The sequence below is a fragment of the Cecembia calidifontis genome (assembly GCF_004216715.1).
In the GTDB taxonomy this organism is placed as follows: Bacteria; Bacteroidota; Bacteroidia; order Cytophagales; family Cyclobacteriaceae; genus Cecembia_A; species Cecembia_A calidifontis.
In genome coordinates this window covers 1,812,654-1,826,663 of sequence record NZ_SGXG01000001.1, presented here as the reverse complement: position 1 = coordinate 1,826,663, position 14,010 = coordinate 1,812,654, and the positions used below count along the sequence as shown (strand labels likewise).

The window sequence follows — 14,010 nt, the reverse complement described above, 5'->3', positions numbered from 1 at the left end:
GATCAAGCAGTCTGAAGTGGTTTCATGGCCCGGGTGATTTTAAAACTTAAATCCGTAAACAAAACCCTGGCGTTGGCATTTCTCTCCAAATGGTAATGGGCCTGGTTCAGCAGTTCATAAACCCTCATAAGCTTCTCTTCGTCCATGACATGCACGCCAAGCTTATGGATAAAATCCCTGTCCTTTTCGACACTGCGCATCAAATCAGGAAGTTGGGATTTGTCCAGCATCACTTCTCTAATTACATTTATCCCGCTTAAAAGCAGGGATTTTTGTGCTTCTTTGTCCTTGCTGCTGAATTTCTCCACAAATGAAAGGATGTCATTCACCTGCAAGGAATAACAGGCCCTAAACCAATCCCGGATCATGGTGGTATTCTCATCCTCCACCTGGTCAATCATCCTGTAAGCTTCTCTTAGATTCCCATCGGCCAAAGGAGCAATCTGCGCAGCAACTTCTCTAGAACAAAAACCCTCATTTACCAAGTGGCTCATGATCTCTTCATCGGTAAAGGCCCTTACCATGATTTTTTGGGTCCTTGACAGGATGGTGGTCAACAGTTGCTCGGGATGTGAAGTCACCAAGAAAAACATGGTTTTCTCGGGTGGTTCCTCCAAAATTTTAAGGAGGGCATTGGCAGCGTTGACGTGCATATATTCCGGTGACCAGATCAGCATGATTTTATATCCCCCCTCAAAGGATTTGAGAGAGAGTGTTTTGATGATCTGTCGCGCTGCGCCTTTTGAAATGTTAAGCTGCTTTTTTTCAAAATCATTCTGATAGATCCAGTCTGAAACATTGCCATAAGGGTTATTGATCGCAAAATTTCTAAAGGCCCCCACAAAATCCACTTTCTTCTTATCCTCGTCCTCTTCTTTTGCATCCCCTGTTCCCGGCATTGGAAAAGCAAAGTTCATGTCCGGATGAACCAACTTGCTCATTTTTTGGCAAGAAGGACAAACACCACAGGCATCCTCTTCTTTAGGATTTTCGCAATGGAGATAAGTAGCTAGGGCCAATGCCATTTTGAGGTTAGCCGATCCTTCTGGTCCGTGAAACAGGAGTGCATGCGCCAAATGGTTATTCCGAACAGCCAGAATAATTTTTTGTTTTACTTCTTCAAGTCCCGGTATGGAGGAAAATAACATAGTCTATCAAGCCTCTTTGTCCCAAATTCGGTAATGCCTGGTCAATTCAAAAACCTTTTGGATAATTTCTTTTTCAACTTCATTGAATTCCATTCCCCTGCGCTTCATTACAGCTATGGCTGTTTCTTCAAACTTTTTCAATTGGAAAGTACTGAATCCCGCAGCACCTCCCCACGCAAATGAGGGGATAAAATTCCTTGGGAAACCATCCCCAAAAATATTGGCTCCTACCCCGACCACAGTTCCTGTATTGAACATGGTATTGATCCCGCATTTGGAATGGTCACCCATCATCAGGCCACAGAACTGCAAGCCTGTGTTGGTAAATCCTCCTTTGGTGTAATCCCAGATTTTGACCTGGGCGTAATTATTTTTCAGATTGGAATTATTGGAATCTGCCCCCATATTACACCACTCCCCTAATACAGCATTTCCCAAAAACCCTTCATGCCCTTTGTTGCTGTATCCAAAAATGACAGCATTTGACACTTCCCCGCCAACTTTGCAATGAGGACCAATGGTGGTATCGCCCCGCATCTTAGCCCCCATGTTGACAGTGGAACCTTCACAAAGGGCAAAAGGCCCCCGGATAAGTGATCCCTCCTGAACTTCAGTGTTTTTCCCGATATAAATAGGCCCTCCTTCTGCATTCAGAACGGCAGCTTTGATTTTGGCCCCTTCCTCAATAAAAATATCGGACTCATTATATAAAATGGTATGCGGGTCAGGACACTTTTGGGAAGTCCTGCCTGCGGTGAGCAGCTTATAATCTGCACGGATTTGCTCTCCATTGAACTGGAAAATATGCCAGCTTTTCTGTATGACTACCAACTCATCCTTAAATTCTATCTGGGGTAAGTTTTTAGTTTTATCGGGCTGAAAAACAGCCGGTTGATCAGCATGCACAGCCAGCAAAATGTTTTGACCATAATAAAGTGCTTCTCCGGGATTCAAGGCCTGAATGGACGCCCAAAGTTTTGGGTTGGGGCAAACAGCCCCATTGACCATGAGTGCCGGCCCTTCATTTTTTGGGAATTTGACTGATAAGTAGTCCTGTGTCAGATAGCCTGGTTTGATACCACTGTATCTCTCCCATTTTTCGGAGATTTTAAGAATCCCTATCCTGATGTCGGCCACCGGCCTGGTAAAAGTAAAAGGCAGCAAAGCACCCCGTATGGCGGGGTCATCGAATAAAATCAGATTGTCCATGTCACAAAAATAAAAATTCCAACGGAAAAACTCGATGATTTGGGCTGTTTAGGCGCTTAAGATCTGATTATAGAAATCCTTTCCCCTTCCAACAACAAAAAACAACTCCAAAATAAGTATGAGGTCTATGAGGAAAGAGGCGTGCTAGAATACTGGATCATCCATCCTTATGAAAAAACATTGCTGGTTTATACCCTTACCGACAGGAAATATGTTCCCTCCAAACTTTTCACTTTCGGGGACCGAGTATCCACCCAGTGTATTGAGGGTTTTGTGCTGGATTTGGATGAGTTGTTTGAGGGATTGCAATAAAAAAATCTCCCGGCTTTTTACCGAGAGATTTATACTGATATCGTTTGAAGAAATAAAAATTATTTCTTAGCGTATCTTCTGTTGAATTTCTCAACCCTACCAGCAGTATCCAAGATCATCTTCTTACCGGTGTAGAAAGGGTGAGAGTTAGATGAAACTTCAATCTTATATACAGGATACTCCTTACCGTCTTCCCATACGATAGTCTCGTTAGTCTCGATAGTAGACTTGGTCAAGAACTTATACTCACTGGAGGTATCGTAAAATACGACGTCTCTGTAGTTAGGATGAATGTCTTTTTTCATTGTATTACTATTTATCTTTGATCGCTTTTTCCAAATGAGGCACAAAGTTATTTCTTTTTTGAAATGATTCCAAAATTCTCCAAAAATTATTTGGATTGAAAGGTTTCCATTCCACCCAAATTCCCGAATGATGGCAAAATTTGGTTTTGAATCGTCTCAACCCTTTCAAAAAAAAGCCAATCACCTCCATACAATTTAAACCACATATTTAATAACTTACAAATTCATCCCCGAAATTAAATTTCATCAAAGCCTGCCTCGTATGATTTCTGGCAGCTCTTCTGACTATGCCCCCGGAAATACTTAAGCCAATATTGGCCATGGTCAAGGGAAGCAAGATATTACTGGGCGTAGAAGACTGAATTTGGGGAGTCAGGATATACCCAACAAAAACCACAGTCGAAGCCAAGCCTACAATTCCCAGCGCCGAACTCCAGTTTTGGTTTCTTTGGGATTTTCGCATATACTCGGCAAACTCTGGAAATTCCAACATGTACTGATTGAGGCGGCTTTTGGTCAAAAGATTCGGCCCATCATAAATGTCGATTTTTTCACCAAGGTGATTATTACGAAAATCCATACTCAAGTAAGGCTTCGTAATATCATCTTGCCTGATCAGGTAATTGTGCTTGTTTAACAAGGTATTGATTCTTCTGACGCCATCCCTGTTCATTGGCCTACCTGCTCCCGCACCTATTCCGCCTATTGTAGTGGCTATAATCCAATTTCTGACAATTTGATTGTTTAAATTATCCCTGTTGGCAATAGCGTATCCCAAAGCCCCCCAAACTACCACTTGTCCTCCCAATAATAATCCTGTTCCCGTCATGGCTTTGGTGTGGTTTTTCATAAAGTCGTTGGCATCCCCGGGCATAATTTCCATGTAGGCCCGGACCTCTGAGGCCTTTATCTTATCACCACCAACAAAATAAACCGGGTTGCCAAGGAAATTTTCCTTAAGGCTTATTACTGGATAATCGGCATATCGATTTTCAGAAAAGAAATTGGCCGCTTGGCCAAACACCTGACCAGGTTGAATGAAAACAAAGAACAAGAACGTAAGGACAAAAATTCTGAAAGGAATTTTCATGTGTCTGCAAATTGAGAGAAACTAAATTCCTAAAATCCGCAGGATTTTAGTTTGGAGATTTGAATCTGCTTGTTTGTGTTCATTTTTGGTCTAGTTCGGGAATTTCTTCCCTTTGATTGAAGAGTGTTCATAGTTTTGAGACAATGGATTTTAGGTTTGAGGATAAAATGGACGGTTTTTTTCCTCAATTTTAATGGAAAAGGCATACCTCTTCCCTGTAAATCTTTATTTTTTGAGCTCCTGAGGGGTTTTTATCTGAATTTAGTTCAAAATCGGCTTGTAATCCTTACTCGTGAACAGTTTGAGCACTTCTCTTCTTCCCGTTCTTATCCACTTGGCTGAAACAGTGATAAATCTGAAGATAAACTTCTTGAGCCTGTCGGTAGGCTTAAGCCAATCAACTTTTCTGGAATACTCTCCAATGATATAGGTGTAAAAATTGGCATACATAGCCGTCATAAGCATAAAGGAGGTATTCTCTGCAAGGAACGAACAGGGCAACTTAGACCAGCCAAAGTCATTGTTGAGTACATCAAACAAGCGTTCGCTTGCACCCCGGGCGTTATAAAACCTTACAACAGCTTCATTGGACGATGTATGTTCATTGGTCAGAATAGCCCTGTAAGTAAATGCATCTCCACTAAACACATCTGCCTGCCCGTCTTTACGCCTGATTCTGGTAATGACCAGCCTGTAAGACCTGTCTTTACCGAAAGGTTTGTAGTCGGATAGGTCAGTAACTTCCATTTCCTGTACACCCAAACGTATTTTCTGCCACTTCTCAGGGGCTATACTTCCAAGGATATTATCCAGTTTGGCACATCTGTTTGCCCGTATATAAAAGCTTTCGGTATGTGCTTCCAGTGTGCGGAGAACTTCTTCCTGATAGGATGCTGAATCGGCTCTGAACCTTCCGATACGGATATTTTCATTGGTAAGCTGCCCAAACATGCGTGTAAGTGTATCAGCCTGCAAATATTTGGCCTGACTGTTGCCATTTCTGCCCTCTACGTACACAGGAATGGCCTGTGAAAATTCAGGATGTGCTATGGAAGCTACACCTGGCTGATATCCATAGACGTGTTTATATGTCTTTTTTGAATCGTACTTTTCAGTTGGAATGACGGTGTTGTCATAATCGAGGTCGTAAGCAACACCTGACTTGAGTAATCCGGTCTTACAAGCTGATTTTAACAACAAGCTGTTGAGTTTTCCATTGATATTAAATTCATGGCTTACTCCACTGGACGGATTTATAAAGAGTTCTGTATCAACAGCAAGCTCTTTGATACCTCTCAGAATTGTATCGGCACTGCATACTGAAAATGAAGGGACCTGTTCAAGTGCGTCTCTCAAGTGAACATTGATATCTTCAGTACAGTCGCCACCATTAAAGAAAATAGCCATATGATTGGCGAAAATGTCACTGTATGAAAACCCTCCCCTTAAGGCTCTAACCCCCAATTGATTATCAATGAGTTCTGGGAGACCAGAATTTTTGAAAGAGTTAAAAACAAAATTAAAACCTCCGAAAGGTGTGATTTTTTCTGTCGAATTCGTAATTTTCATACCGCTTATCTAGTTTGAGTGGTATCATCTAAATAAGTGAAAAAAAACGAGCCGGAAAAGCCTGAATTGAATAAATTCAGCCACTTTTTCGGCTTTTTTTAAATCCGCCCTGCGGATTTAAGGAAATTAATATTTTAAACGAATATTGTAATACATTGGATCAAAAAAATTAACCCTTCGAAGTAGTTGCAGCAGAATTTTTACCTAAAAAGAGAGCGGGTTGCTGCCCTATCTGTGAAAGGTTTACACGGGATTTAGAAGAGACTTTTTAGTAGACTAGGGAAACTTATCCCCTGCCTCCAATTGACATTGTTAAAAGATGATAATTACTTGTTCATAACGCAAAAATAATTCAGAGAATGCATAGGTATGTCGGAATTTTGATTTTACTTTGTATTTCAAAGTACTTTTAAAATGAAAAATCCCCAGCAAGATCTAGCAGAAATCAAATCCATGATGGAGCGGAGCACCCGTTTTCTATCCTTGAGTGGCTTATCAGGAATATTGGCCGGAATTTATGCCATTTCCGGAGCCTATCTGGCCTATTCTTGGCTATATTCTCCCAATGTCCCTTGGGGATTGGAATCCAGTGTCCAGATCGATAGCCCGCTTTTAACGAAATTGACTTTAACAGGAATCGTAGTAATGATTCTTTCCATCACTACAGCTTGGGCATTTAGCAGGAAGAAAAGCAAAAAAACAGCGAGCCAACTGTGGACTCCTGCCGGCAAGCGATTTCTTCAGGCGTTGTTTATCCCAGTCATCACAGGAGGATTCTTTTGCATGGCTTTATTACATCAGGGATATTTCCATTTTATTGCCCCTGCCACTTTGGCCTTTTACGGATTGGGGCTTTGGCAGGCTTCCCATTTTACCCTGAGTGAAATCAGGTATTTGGGATATGGACAGATCTTGCTAGGAATAATCGCTGCTTTATTTCCACAGTTTGGATTGCTGCTATGGACCCTAGGTTTTGGTGCTTTGCATATCATTTATGGCAGCTTGATGTATTATAAGTATGACCGGTGAATTGAAGGGCAATTACGATAAGGCATTTGAAAATGTCACTAGGCTCCGCATCATGTCTATTCTTATGGTCAATGAGCAATATGACTTCAATTCCTTCAAGGAATTGCTGGAAGTCACCGATGGTAACCTGGCTTCTCACTTACGCTATTTGGAAAAACAGGAATATATTCAAGTCGAAAAATCATTTGTCGGAAGAAAACCACTGACCAATTACAAAGCCACTGACTTAGGACGAATGGCTTTTCAGCAGCACCTGGAATTCCTTGAAAACCTGATCCATCAAAACAAACCGTAAAAAAATTTTCCCATCTACTTTGAATTACAAAGTACTTTCTGAATGAATCAACTTAATCATATGCAAAACGAAATCCTTAACAACCTGACCCAGCCTGCCCAACTTGAAAAATTGTATCGAAACCGAAAGATTGATTTCAAGCTGGCTTTTTTAGAACTCTACCCTCAATTGAAAGGAAACCTCCTTGCAGATGCCTGGCATGAAAGGTTAAAACATAAACCTGATTCCATTCAATGGGGGAAAAGGAAAGAAATCCAACTGGTCATCAGTATCCTGTTCATTTCAGGAATGCTTGCCAAAATTCCATCCTTTTCCAGTCTACAAGAGGAGTTCTTCTATCCAAGAAATATCGGTTTTATCATTATTTCAGCAATAACAACTTACTTCCTGTGGATACAGGAGGTCCCCAATAAAATCAAATTTTCCATCATCGGCTTCACTGCACTTTGTATGATATATATCAATACCTTGCCTGTCATAGAAAGTGACACCTTTATTTTGGCCTGTATCCACCTGCCTATCCTGCTTTGGGGTATGCTGGGTCTAGCTTTTTCGGGGTCAAGCCCTTTGGACAATGACAAACACCTGGATTTTTTACGCTTCAATGGTGAAACATTGGTAATGACTGCCATCTTGGCCATTGCGGCAGGAATCATGTCCGGTGTGACAATTGGTCTTTTTGAGTTGATCGGCATCAAGATCCAGGATTTTTATTTCAAAAACATTGTGGTCTTTGGATTCCCCTCCATTCCGATTTTAGGTGCTTACCTCACCCATAATAATCCCAACTTGGTCAACAAAGTATCGCCTCTTGTGGCTAAAATCTTCAGCCCTCTGGTGCTCCTGATGCTGATGACCTACCTTGGTGCGATTCTTTTTACAGGAAAAGATCCTTATCATGACCGGGAGTTTCTGCTCTTATTCAACGTGCTCCTAATCGGTGTCATGGCTTTGATTTTCTTTTCTATTGCCGAATCTTATTCCAAAAAGAAAAACAAATACGGAATGGCCGTATTGGTATTGCTCTCCGTTTTTACCATCATCGTGAATGGCATAGCGCTATCGGCCATACTTTTTAGGATATCTGAATGGGGAATTACGCCAAACCGATTGGCTGTGTTTGGAAGCAATCTATTGATGCTGGTACATTTGATTCTTATCACCTTCCAATTATTCCAATCAATATCCGGCAGGAAGCCCATTTCCAGTATTGGAAGATCCATGGTGAAGTACATACCGGTTTATTTGATCTGGGCCGGTATAGAGGTATTTGTATTTCCCTTGCTATTTGAATAAAATAACCTTCTCATTTTTTACGAAAAAAGGACTCTGGTAAGGGCGCAAATTCTGGAATTTGCCTTGCCGGAGTTCTTTTCTTTTGCATACTTTTTTTAGCTTTACATCTTTAGCATGGACACTTTATGAAAAGATGGATCATTTTAACCTTTTTAAGTCTGTTATTTTTCGGTCATGAAAGCTTTGGGCAAGGCGCTTATGTACCTTTCAATAGAGACTATTACCACCTGATAGAAAGGTATGAAATCCTTCAGGGGGAAAACAATTCTGAATTCCATTCAGGTTTCAAACCTTACAGAAGAGATCAGCTTGGGGCATTCCTGGACTCAATTTCCTATGCCGGAACCATTCAATCCAGGGCAGACCGGTTCAATCTGGAATACCTGAGCAACGACAATTGGGAGTTTGTCAGCCGTGATACCCCGTATTCCAAAAATCCACTTTTCCGAAAACTTTACAGGAAACCCTCCGACTTATTCCACCACAGAGACGAAGTGGTCGATATCCACGTGAACCCAGTACTTTATCTGGCCGGAGGAGTGGAACAGGATGTGGACAGGTTAAGATTAAGGAACAGCAGAGGACTTGAACTCAGGGGAAGCATTGACAGAAAGGTGGCATTTTACACCTACATGACTACTACCCAAACCATCTTCCCTTCATGGGTTAAGGACTACATAGAACATTCCGGTGCTGTTCCCGGAGAAGGATTTTGGAAAAGATTTGAAGGGGAAGGATATGGCTATTTCTCTGCCATGGGGCATGTAAGCTTCAACCTTACCAAGCACATTCATGCACAGATTGGCCATGACAGGAACTTTGTAGGAGAAGGTTACCGCTCCATGATCCTTTCTGATTTTTCCAATCCTTACCTTTTTGCCAAAATCAACACCAAAATCTGGAAATTCAACCTGACCAATGTATGGGCACAATTGAATGCGGATGTGATCTTTGATGGTCAGGGAAGGCCTACTGACGGCCGCTATCCACAAAAGTGGTTTTCCTTTCACCGTTTGGGCATGAACATTGGCAAAAAGCTGAATGTTGGTCTTTTTGAATCGGTCATGATGAACCAATTCAACTGGAATTACCTCAATCCTATTATTTTTTACCGATGGGTAGAGCATCAGTTGGGAACGCCTGATAAAATCATGTTAGGCATGGATGCCAAATGGAATTTTACTCCGGGCATGCAGCTTTACGGACAGTTTGCATTGGATGAATTCGTTTTCGGTGAGTTCTTCGGAATTGATGGCAAGCAGTCCAGCCGAAATAAATATGGACTCCAGGCAGGTTACAAATACATCGATGTCTTCAAAATTTCCAACCTGGATTTACAATTGGAATACAACCAGGCAAGGCCTTATACTTATCAGGAAAAATCCGACTTCCAGTCTTTTTCCAACTACAGGACAGCTTTGACCCATCCGCTTGGGGCAAATTTCAGGGAGGCTGTAGGGATTTTGAGGTATCAACCTGCTCCCAGGCTTTTTGCCAATTTTACCGGGATTTTCCAATATTTTGGAGATGATCCTTCGGAAGATGTGAATTTTGGAAAAAATGTACTCAAAAACAGGCTGAACCCCAATACCGGAATCGGTCTTTTTGGAAACAGAATAGGCCAAGGGATAGAAAACAGGGTAATCATGGGTAGTCTGAACCTGAGTTACATGATCAAGCAAAATGTTTTTTTGGACCTGACCCATACCTATAGAAGAAGAACTGCACAAGATCTCAATGCACCGGAAATCAATCAGTTTACACAAGCAGGCATCAGGGTGAACATGATAAGAAATGATTTCAACTTTTAATTCCGTAACTTGCGGGGGAATTTCAAATCCATTGCATGAATACTTACCTTAGGATATTATCCTATGCAAGACCCTTTAGGCGCTATTTTCCTATTTATGTGGTCTATACCATTTTGGCAATCCTTTTTGGCTTACTGAATTTTACCCTGCTCAAACCTTTGTTTGATGTCATCTTTGGGCAGGTAGATCCCTCCAGTTTGACCAAATACATCGAAAAGCCCGAATTCAGTTTTTCACTGGAGTATTTTTTCCATCTCTTTTACCACTATTTCATCAGCATTGCAGAAAGTCATGGAAAATTCGGGACCCTTTTGTATGTCTGCCTTATCATTGTAGCTTCGGTTTTTTTATCCAACTTGTTCACTTATCTGTCTGGAGTGGTTTTGGCAAAAGTCCGTGCGGAAATCATCAAAAAAATGCGGATGAACATTTTTGAAAAGGTAACCAACCTGCACATCGGCTATTTTTCCAATGAACGCAAAGGGGATTTGATGTCCAAAATGACCAATGATATACAGGAGGTAGAAAACAGTATTGTCCAATCTCTGAAGGTGGTTTTTAAAGAACCTGCTACGATTATTTTGTACTTTGCCGTTTTATTTTTCATGTCCCTGAAGCTCACTTTGTTCACCATCTTGGTAATCCCCATTTCCGGCGCTGTGATAGGAGGAATAACCAAAAGACTGAAAAAGAAAGCTGTCGCCAGTCAGGAGTCACTGGGCAGGATCGTAAATATCCTGGATGAAACCATAGGCGGCATGAGGGTAATCAAAGCATTTGCGGCGCAACCCTTTATGCGCTCAAAATTTGACAGGGAAACAGATTACTATTCCAATGTCAACATTTCTATGGCAAGGAAAAACGAATTGGCTTCACCTGCTTCGCAATTTCTTGGTGTTTTGGTGGTAGCCGGAATTTTATTGTACGGTGGATCCCTGGTATTGAGCAATAATTCCGCTTTAGGCGCTTCTGACTTTATCACCTATATTGTGATTTTCACACAGGTTTTGAACCCTGCCAAAGAGATTTCCAGGGCAGCGAGCAGTATTCAAAGGGGATTGGCTTCGGCGGAAAGAATTTTTGAAGTAGTGGATACCCCAAGCGCTATCCAAAATTCAGAAAATCCGGTGACTGTTGAAAAATTTGAGGAAGCTATCCAATTTCAGCATGTTTCCTTTAGATATGAAAAAGAACTTGTGCTAAAGGATATTGACTTTGTCTTGGAAAAGGGAAAAACCATCGCCCTGGTAGGTCCTTCCGGAGGAGGAAAATCCACCGTAGCGGACCTGGTACCCAGGTTTTATGACCCTACCGAAGGTAAAATCACTTTGGATGGCAGGGATCTGAAGGAAATCGAACTTCAAAGCTTAAGAAAGTTAATGGGAATAGTGACCCAGGAATCCATTCTCTTCAATGATACGGTATTCAACAATATTGCCTTTGGGCTAGAAGGGATTTCTGAAGGAGAAGTCATAGAGGCCGCGAAGATTGCCAATGCCCATGAATTTATCGTACAGCTTGAAAAAGGCTACCATACCAACATCGGAGAGCGGGGGTCGAAGTTATCCGGAGGTCAAAGGCAAAGGTTGAGTATCGCCCGAGCGGTATTGAAAAATCCACCTATCCTGATTTTGGATGAAGCAACTTCTGCCTTGGATTCACAATCTGAAAAACTCGTTCAGGAAGCGCTTACCAATCTTATGGCCAACAGGACAACCTTGGTCATAGCGCATAGGCTAAGTACAATTCAGCATGCAGACGAGATACTGGTAATCAAAAAGGGGAAAATTGTTCAAAGGGGCACCCACCAACAATTAATGGAAGAAGAAGGCCTTTACCGGAATCTTTCTACCATGCAGTCTGTTTAGTATATTAGCAATTCAAACAGAATTCCTTACCATGAAACAAGTCAATAAAATCACCCATTTGCTCGTACTTTTATTTTTCGCCATAAGTCTCGTGTTCTTTTTGTCATTCAATAGCATCAAAGGATTGATGGGAATTGAAGAGCTTACCACATCTGTAGTCATCAATTTTCTCTTGCTTGGACTGGTTCTTTTCCTCATTTCATGGGCAACAGGGCATACTTTGTCCAACAACCTCTCAAGGGAATTAGAAAAAAAGGAAGTTGAAAAAAATGAGCTTAAAGCCAAACTGTATGATATGGAGCAGGGCATCAAACTGAAAAACCTGGAAAGCAAAATGAAGCAGAAGGAAGAGGAAAAAGAAAGCTCCGTCATCCGTCCAAGACAAAATTTCAAGTAAAAAGATAGATTAGTTGAAAAATCTCTATATTAGGAAACCGATTTTGGTTTCCTTTTTTGTTTCAAACAATTAACATGGCATGGTAGCAAAAACTTTTGGAAGCGCGGTATCAGGAGTGGACGCCAAACTGATAACCATTGAAGTAAATGTGGGGCAAGGCACCAATTTTTATATGGTAGGCCTTCCTGACAGTGCTGTTAAAGAAAGTCAGCAAAGGGTAGAATCTGCACTCAAATATTCCGGGTACAGAATGCCCAGACAAAAAGTAGTGATCAATCTTGCTCCGGCAGATATCCGGAAGGAAGGTTCTGCTTATGACCTGCCCATTGCACTCGGCATACTCAAAGCCTCTGAGCAGGTCAGCTTCCCTGAATTAGAATCTTATGTCATCATGGGGGAATTATCCCTGGATGGTCATTTGAGACCGGTAAAAGGGGTACTTCCCATAGCTATTGAAGCCAGAAAGAGGGGATTTAAAGGCTTTATCCTTCCCAGGGAAAATGCATCTGAAGCGTCTATAGTCAACAACCTGGATATTATCGGTGTGGAAAAGCTCCAAGATGCTATTGATTTCCTGGAATGCGAACTGGACATCAGCCCCTTGGTCACAGACACCCGGGATATTTTTTTCAACTCCTTGGAAAAATATGAATTTGATTTTGCGGATGTCCAAGGACAGGAAAATATCAAAAGAGCCATGGAGATTGCAGCAGCAGGTGGGCATAATGTGATCATGATCGGTCCTCCCGGTGCAGGCAAAACCATGCTCGCCAAAAGGCTACCCTCCATTTTACCGCCCCTGAGTCTTCAGGAAGCATTAGAAACTACCAAAATCCATTCGGTCGCGGGCAAATTGGGGAAAAACGCCTCCCTTATTGCCCAAAGACCCTTCCGCTCACCACACCACACCATTTCGGATGTAGCCTTAGTTGGCGGAGGAGGAAATCCACAGCCCGGAGAAATTTCCCTTTCCCATAATGGGGTCTTGTTTTTGGACGAATTGCCGGAATTTAAAAGAACTGTTTTGGAAGTCATGAGACAGCCTTTGGAAGAAAGGAAGGTGACCATATCAAGGGCAAAGGTTTCGGTAGATTACCCTGCAAACTTTATGTTAATTGCAAGCATGAACCCCTGCCCCTGTGGTTATTATAACCATCCCGAAAAAGAATGTGTCTGCGGGCCTGGAATCGTACAGCGGTACCTGAATAAAGTAAGCGGACCTTTGTTGGACAGGATTGATCTCCATGTGGAAGTGACCCCCGTGAAATTTGATGAGATGACCTCGACCCGGAAATCAGAATCTTCCAAATCAATCAGAGAAAGGGTAGTACGGGGAAGAGAAATCCAAATAGAAAGGTTCAAAAATAATCCTGAAATCTATTGTAATGCCATGATGCCTTCCCACTTGGTAAAGGAAGTATGCAGTATCAATGAAGCAGGAAAATTACTCCTCAAAACAGCCATGGAAAGATTGGGACTTTCGGCAAGGGCTTATGACCGAATTTTAAAAGTTTCGAGAACCATTGCAGATCTGGCACAATCTCCTGATATCAAAGTGGAACACCTCGCCGAAGCAATTCAGTACAGAAGTTTGGACAGGGAAGGTTGGGCTGGTTAATACACTGACAACAAAGGATATTGAAAAATTTCAACCAATAAAAAAATAATACAACAATTATTT

Annotated in this window: 12 protein-coding genes and 1 pseudogene; 8 read left to right on the top strand and 5 right to left on the bottom strand. The window is 41.8% G+C overall.

Annotated features, from left to right (window positions below):
* Nucleotides 1-2: 2 nt before the first annotated feature.
* Both BC751_RS07970 and BC751_RS07965 read right to left on the bottom strand, forming a co-directional pair.
* On the bottom strand, nt 3-1,148 hold the full coding sequence (locus tag BC751_RS07970; RefSeq protein WP_130275083.1) for a DNA polymerase III subunit: 1,146 nt from the start codon (nt 1,146-1,148) through the stop codon (nt 3-5).
* A 6-nt stretch (nt 1,149-1,154) separates the two neighbouring features.
* Nucleotides 1,155-2,357, bottom strand: a complete 1,203-nt coding sequence (locus BC751_RS07965) for a GlmU family protein (protein WP_130275082.1) — start codon at nt 2,355-2,357, stop codon at nt 1,155-1,157.
* 24 nt (nt 2,358-2,381) lie between these two features.
* Between BC751_RS07965 and BC751_RS07960 the strand changes: the two are divergent.
* Nucleotides 2,382-2,669 (top strand): annotated as a pseudogene (locus tag BC751_RS07960) (Uma2 family endonuclease); the annotation flags it as partial.
* A gap of 59 nt (nt 2,670-2,728) precedes the next feature.
* Here BC751_RS07960 and BC751_RS07955 read toward each other — a convergent pair.
* The 3 genes from BC751_RS07955 to BC751_RS07945 form a co-directional block, all read right to left on the bottom strand.
* Nucleotides 2,729-2,974, bottom strand: a complete 246-nt coding sequence (locus BC751_RS07955; protein WP_106568998.1) for a type B 50S ribosomal protein L31 — start codon at nt 2,972-2,974, stop codon at nt 2,729-2,731.
* A 208-nt stretch (nt 2,975-3,182) separates the two neighbouring features.
* Nucleotides 3,183-4,064, bottom strand: coding sequence for a hypothetical protein (locus tag BC751_RS07950; protein WP_242617405.1), 882 nt, complete (start codon nt 4,062-4,064; stop codon nt 3,183-3,185).
* 261 nt (nt 4,065-4,325) lie between these two features.
* Nucleotides 4,326-5,633: an IS1380 family transposase gene (locus BC751_RS07945; RefSeq protein ID WP_130273823.1), complete on the bottom strand. Its 1,308-nt coding sequence runs from the start codon at nt 5,631-5,633 to the stop codon at nt 4,326-4,328.
* Nucleotides 5,634-6,047: 414 nt separating this feature from the next.
* Here BC751_RS07945 and BC751_RS07940 point away from each other — a divergent pair, with 414 nt between their 5' ends.
* The 7 genes from BC751_RS07940 to BC751_RS07910 all read left to right on the top strand — a co-directional run bounded on the left by BC751_RS07940 (nt 6,048) and on the right by BC751_RS07910 (nt 13,947).
* Nucleotides 6,048-6,662 (top strand): hypothetical protein, encoded by a 615-nt coding sequence (locus tag BC751_RS07940; RefSeq protein ID WP_130275081.1) that lies wholly within the window; start codon nt 6,048-6,050, stop codon nt 6,660-6,662.
* Complete coding sequence (locus BC751_RS07935; RefSeq protein WP_130275080.1) at nt 6,652-6,957, top strand: winged helix-turn-helix domain-containing protein; 306 nt, start codon at nt 6,652-6,654, stop codon at nt 6,955-6,957. Before BC751_RS07940 ends, BC751_RS07935 begins: the two co-directional genes overlap by 11 nt.
* Before the next feature lie 42 nt (nt 6,958-6,999).
* Complete coding sequence (locus BC751_RS07930) at nt 7,000-8,253, top strand: DUF4153 domain-containing protein (RefSeq protein WP_242617404.1); 1,254 nt, start codon at nt 7,000-7,002, stop codon at nt 8,251-8,253.
* 125 nt (nt 8,254-8,378) lie between these two features.
* A complete protein-coding gene (locus tag BC751_RS07925; RefSeq protein WP_130275079.1) occupies nt 8,379-10,064 on the top strand; it encodes a hypothetical protein in 1,686 nt (561 codons plus the stop codon).
* A gap of 35 nt (nt 10,065-10,099) precedes the next feature.
* A complete protein-coding gene (locus tag BC751_RS07920; protein WP_130275078.1) occupies nt 10,100-11,932 on the top strand; it encodes an ABC transporter ATP-binding protein in 1,833 nt (610 codons plus the stop codon).
* Nucleotides 11,933-11,963: 31 nt separating this feature from the next.
* Entirely contained in the window at nt 11,964-12,329 is a 366-nt protein-coding gene (locus BC751_RS07915; protein WP_130275077.1) for a hypothetical protein, read from the top strand.
* A gap of 79 nt (nt 12,330-12,408) precedes the next feature.
* Nucleotides 12,409-13,947 (top strand): YifB family Mg chelatase-like AAA ATPase, encoded by a 1,539-nt coding sequence (locus BC751_RS07910; protein ID WP_130275076.1) that lies wholly within the window; start codon nt 12,409-12,411, stop codon nt 13,945-13,947.
* Nucleotides 13,948-14,010 lie beyond the last annotated feature (63 nt).

What these genes read in the sequence shown, in the direction of transcription:
- BC751_RS07970 (WP_130275083.1), bottom strand. Translation starts at nt 1,148, where the DNA reads ATGTTATTTTCCTCCATACCGGGACTTGAAGAAGTAAAACAAAAAATT.
- BC751_RS07965 (WP_130275082.1), bottom strand. Translation starts at nt 2,357, where the DNA reads ATGGACAATCTGATTTTATTCGATGACCCCGCCATACGGGGTGCTTTG.
- BC751_RS07955 (WP_106568998.1), bottom strand. Translation starts at nt 2,974, where the DNA reads ATGAAAAAAGACATTCATCCTAACTACAGAGACGTCGTATTTTACGAT.
- BC751_RS07950 (WP_242617405.1), bottom strand. Translation starts at nt 4,064, where the DNA reads ATGAAAATTCCTTTCAGAATTTTTGTCCTTACGTTCTTGTTCTTTGTT.
- BC751_RS07945 (WP_130273823.1), bottom strand. Translation starts at nt 5,633, where the DNA reads ATGAAAATTACGAATTCGACAGAAAAAATCACACCTTTCGGAGGTTTT.
- BC751_RS07940 (WP_130275081.1), top strand. Translation starts at nt 6,048, where the DNA reads ATGAAAAATCCCCAGCAAGATCTAGCAGAAATCAAATCCATGATGGAG.
- BC751_RS07935 (WP_130275080.1), top strand. Translation starts at nt 6,652, where the DNA reads ATGACCGGTGAATTGAAGGGCAATTACGATAAGGCATTTGAAAATGTC.
- BC751_RS07930 (WP_242617404.1), top strand. Translation starts at nt 7,000, where the DNA reads ATGAATCAACTTAATCATATGCAAAACGAAATCCTTAACAACCTGACC.
- BC751_RS07925 (WP_130275079.1), top strand. Translation starts at nt 8,379, where the DNA reads ATGAAAAGATGGATCATTTTAACCTTTTTAAGTCTGTTATTTTTCGGT.
- BC751_RS07920 (WP_130275078.1), top strand. Translation starts at nt 10,100, where the DNA reads ATGAATACTTACCTTAGGATATTATCCTATGCAAGACCCTTTAGGCGC.
- BC751_RS07915 (WP_130275077.1), top strand. Translation starts at nt 11,964, where the DNA reads ATGAAACAAGTCAATAAAATCACCCATTTGCTCGTACTTTTATTTTTC.
- BC751_RS07910 (WP_130275076.1), top strand. Translation starts at nt 12,409, where the DNA reads ATGGTAGCAAAAACTTTTGGAAGCGCGGTATCAGGAGTGGACGCCAAA.